The sequence below is a fragment of the Bradyrhizobium sp. genome (assembly GCF_049581145.1).
Taxonomy (GTDB): domain Bacteria; phylum Pseudomonadota; class Alphaproteobacteria; order Rhizobiales; family Xanthobacteraceae; genus Bradyrhizobium.
Genome location: NZ_JBAURI010000126.1, coordinates 1 through 4,345 on the forward strand (window position 1 = coordinate 1; position 4,345 = coordinate 4,345).

At 62.1% G+C, this 4,345-nt stretch carries 4 protein-coding genes and 1 pseudogene; all 5 read right to left on the bottom strand.

All coding sequences use genetic code 11. The features are described from left to right. Nucleotides 1-343, bottom strand: a 343-nt coding sequence (locus WCB02_RS04150; protein ID WP_423956573.1) for an Hsp20 family protein, incomplete at its 3' end; no start/stop codon positions are given. A gap of 76 nt (nt 344-419) precedes the next feature. Next, complete coding sequence (locus WCB02_RS04155; RefSeq protein ID WP_423956574.1) at nt 420-605, bottom strand: hypothetical protein; 186 nt, start codon at nt 603-605, stop codon at nt 420-422. 38 nt (nt 606-643) lie between these two features. Next, on the bottom strand, nt 644-1,015 hold the full coding sequence (locus WCB02_RS04160) for a hypothetical protein (protein WP_423956575.1): 372 nt from the start codon (nt 1,013-1,015) through the stop codon (nt 644-646). 75 nt (nt 1,016-1,090) lie between these two features. Beyond that, nucleotides 1,091-1,840: pseudogene (locus WCB02_RS04165) on the bottom strand (TCP-1/cpn60 chaperonin family protein); the annotation flags it as partial. A 1,873-nt stretch (nt 1,841-3,713) separates the two neighbouring features. Continuing rightward, nucleotides 3,714-4,345 (bottom strand): response regulator (locus WCB02_RS04170; protein ID WP_423956576.1); only part of this gene is annotated, 632 nt, incomplete at its 5' end.

Sequence of the window (4,345 nt, forward strand, 5' to 3'; positions counted from 1 at the left end):
GGCCATTATCGAACGTCGCGGTCCGCACCTGGACGTAATCGGCAAGGCTGAACTGCCGCTTGAACGGTCGAGCCGAGATGCCCTGGTAGAGATACTCGTGCTGGTCCTTGTCGCTCTTGCGGCCTTCGACGGTCAGTACGTTCTGCTCGGCGGTCACGGTAATCTCACCCGGGCTGAAGCCAGCCAGCGCTAGCGAGATCTGGTAACGATCTTCGCCAAGCCGCTCGATATTGTAAGGCGGGTAGTTGTCCTCGGTCCTGTGCTGGGTTTCATCGAGGAGATCGAAGAGGCGGTCGAAGCCGATTGTCGAACGCCACAAGGGATTGAGATCGTAAGTCCTCATAGCCAAGTCCTCCTAAGAGCAAGATGGTACGAAGGGACGCAAGACAGCAGTACAGACACCTGTCTGGCGCCCGGTTTCAATCTGCCGGACCCAAGAACTGGCGCCCGGCACCGCCAACAGCGGCAAACATCGAATTAGAAGAACGGAAATCAGTTTCAAGGGCGTCCGCAAAAATTTTTTGGTTTCGATTTTCGTTCGAATTGATTTTTGGTTCCAGCGTGGCAAAAGAAAACGATGCGTCCATCGATGCAATGCGGACCACGGCTGGGCGCCGCCCGCATTGCACCGAACAGGGATTTCTCAGCTGCTGGTCAGCACTGCAGGCGCCAGGTTCCGAGGATCCTGCGGGACGCTCCACGGGGCAAGGCTCGGGGCAAGACTCGGGGCAAGGCTCGGCGTGATGAGCGTATCGACCCGAAGCGGTGGCGCCGTCATGTTCCACTTCATCCAGGGTGTGGAGCTGAGATACGGAATCGGCGGCAGCGGCAGCAGGTCACCGGATGTTGCCGCGGCCTGCTTCACCGAACTCTCCATTCCCCAGGCGGCCAGCGACGGCAGCGTCAGTGCCGAGGCGAGCAACGCCGTCAGCGCTCCCCGGACAACACGGCGCGCGATGGCACCTTTTTTCTGATTCTCCACACCGGCGGAGCCAATGGTTTGATCCAGGATCATCTTATCCTCCTTTGGTCCTATCCTTGATCAGTGATGACGGACGCCCGACCGTCTGCCGGCCGGGCGCAAATCTTGTCAGAAGTCCATCGGAGGCGTGGCCGGCGCCTCGGTCTTCTTTGGCTTGTCGGCCACCAGCGCTTCCGTCGTGATCAACAGCGCGGCGACCCAGGCTGCGTCCTGCAGCGCCGTGCGAACGACCTTGGCCGGATCGATCACGCCGGCCTTCACCAGATCCTGGAACTCACCGGTCGCGGCATTGAAGCCCCAATTGTAGTCGTTGTGCTCCAGCAGCTTGCCGACCACCAGCGAGCCGTCTTCGCCAGCGTTCTGCACGATCTGCCGGGCCGGCACCTGGATCGCGCGGCGCACGATGTCGACGCCGGCCTTCTGGTCGGCATTTGCCGTTTTGACGCCGTCGAGCGCCTGCAGCGCGCGAAGCAACGCGACCCCGCCGCCTGGGACGATGCCCTCCTCGACCGCAGCACGGGTGGCGTGAAGCGCATCGTCAACGCGGTCCTTCCTCTCCTTGACCTCCACTTCGGTGGCTCTAACGACGCGGATCACCGCAACGCCGCCGGCGAGTTTGGCCAGCCGCTCCTGCAGCTTTTCGCGGTCATAATCGGAGGTGGTTTCCTCGATCTGCGCCTTGATCTGCGCGACCCGGGCTTCGACGTCCCGGCTGGCACCCGCCCCGCTGACGATCGTCGTGTTCTCCCTGTCGATCACCACCTTCTTGGCGCGGCCGAGCATGTCGATCGTGACATTCTCGAGCTTGATGCCGAGATCCTCAGCTATCGCGGAGCCGCCGGTGAGGATCGCGATGTCATATGACCGGAGCCGATAACCGGCCTCCGGCGGACAACGACCTAGGAGCATAAAAAATCCGATTCAAGAGGGACACCGAAAATTTTTGTCACTCGCCCGAATGGAGTGCCAGAGAGACCCTTGAACGATCACGCGTGATTGCCCAGCCAAGCGTGCACTTCTGGCGCTCAGGACTGGCAGGCAGTCGGAGCCTTCAAGAACGGCCTCGAAGAATCGGCCTCTGATATCCCCCCAGGCAGCGGCGATCTGAAGATTCTGAAGCAGCGCCTTCTGGACAAGGCCGAAGGCCTCCATCAGGAAGGAGAAGCGATAACAGGAATCTACCACAACGCCTGAAGGGATTTTTTTGCGGTGATCGCGGCGAAGCGACCAAGGCTCTGGAGAAATTGGTTGAAAAGAGATACGGGCGAGGAAGCCATCGGCGGGGGCCGGTGGTGACTGGATAGCCGCACTATCCGATGGCCACCTCACTCATCATGTCGTGCTCGGCGGTGCTGCCGGGTCCGCGATTGTGGTGCTGATGGAAAAGAAGGTGCTGGCGGCGAGAAAAGACAGAAAGGTGATCCATTTCGCGTTGCTATGATGGAGCAGGCGAGTTTGAGCCATCTAACGGCACGTACTTGATCTCGGCGAGATCAACTCCTTCCAGACTGCGGCTTGGCGCGAGGCGCGCCGTTTTCTTTTCCTGGGCGCATCGCGGACGCGTCGGGCGGCGTATCCAACCGCGAGCAGCCCGCAGGAGCGGAGCGACATGCGGGAACAGCGCAAATGAGAATCCCCGGATGTCGCTGCGCTCATCCGGGCTACGCTTGCTGTCACTTTGATTCCCGATCCAGCCGCGCCCCGCGAGCCTGACCAACAGGCCCGTTGAAACTTCCGTTCGATAGCGGCATGCTCCCGGACGAGCGGTTGAGCCCTACGACTGCGCCGGACCCGCAGTTCCTGATGTGACGATGTTTGGCTCACTAAGTCGTCCCGGCGAACCGCTGCTCGATTGCGGGTTGCCAGGCGCCGACCGGGAGCACAGTCGCGATAGCGCCCGGCAAGCATGACGCGGTTGCGGCCCGGGTTTTTTCCGTTCGGTGTTCCGAGGCCTCTGTGTTGGTCCGTACCGGCGAGATCGGGGCCTCGCTCGTTCGTCAACGCGATCCGCTTGATCCGCCGATCCAAGCGACGATCTGGGGTCGCAAGGATGGTGCCTGCTCTAATTTCCGGTTTCCATAATTTCCGATTTTCGGAATTAGCTCTTGACCCGGACCCAAATCAGCCCTATAAGCAGTCCGTCCCGCTCCACACAAAGGGGCGTATCGCGATCGTCACGGACGCGGATCGGGATGCGGTGGACGGATCAGGGTTGCAGCGCGCTTGTCGCGCGTAGACGAACAATTCTGATACGGACGGCGAAATCGTGTGGTCCCGACGCTCCAAGGCACAGGCGTCAAGTCGGCGGAAGCCATTCCGTTAGGCGACGGTGGCAAAAAAGCATGGTCACCGAGGAGAGCGCGTATAAGCCGTAAACCATTGCGTGCGGGGATGCCGGGTGATTTCCGGTGCGACCGCTGTGAATACTCGTGTGCATAATCACTACCAATATGCGCACACGAGGCTGCGGGTGCATCGGGCGCCCGGCATCCCCCACGCCCTCTGTCTTTCGAGGGCAAGGATTTCAGCATCACTTCGGGCGCATCGCGCCGCGAAGAGCGAAACGGCGTCTGCTGTTGTCGTTTGCTGCGCTTTGAAGAGCGACATCGATTGCCTATGCGTTCAAGCGCTCGTGGGATCAGGACCTGGCCGGGTGAAGCTGAAGCGCTGCCCTCTTCCTCGACCGGGGATTCCGATTCACAGCGGGAACCACCTGTCTGTCGCCGAGCTTTTACGCGGGCCGAGCCGACCCATCGAGCACGGAACGGACCGCGGCGGCGAGCTCGACCGGGCGGAACGGCTTGCGCAGCAGCATGGTGTCGCCGACCGCGGATTGCAGCGCGGCCGAATCCGAATAGCCGCTGACGAACAGGATCGGCAGCCCCGGATGTTTCTGCCGTGCGGCGACCGCAACCTCCGCGCCGTTGATGCCGGGCATCGCGAAATCGACGATCAACAGATGCGGCGCATAGTCGCTGAGCGCGGCGAGCGCGCCGGCGTAGTCGGCGGCCTCGCGAATGTCGTAGCCGAGGTCGGCCAAAAACGTCGTCATGATGCCGCGCACGTCCGGATCGTCATCCACGATCAGGACCCGCTCGGCATGGCCGACCTCGAGCTCGGACGCCTCACGCCCCTTGCGCTCGGCATCCACCGCCGCCGCCGGCAGGAAAATCCGCACCGTCGTGCCCGTGCCGACCACGGAGTCGATCGTGACATCGCCGCCAAGCTGCCGGACGATGCCGTGCACCTGCGACAGTCCGAGGCCGGTGCCCTTGCCGGGCGGCTTGGTGGTAAAGAACGGATCGAAGGCGCGCGCGATCACCTCCGGGCTCATGCCCGCGCCGGTGTCGGTGACATCGATGC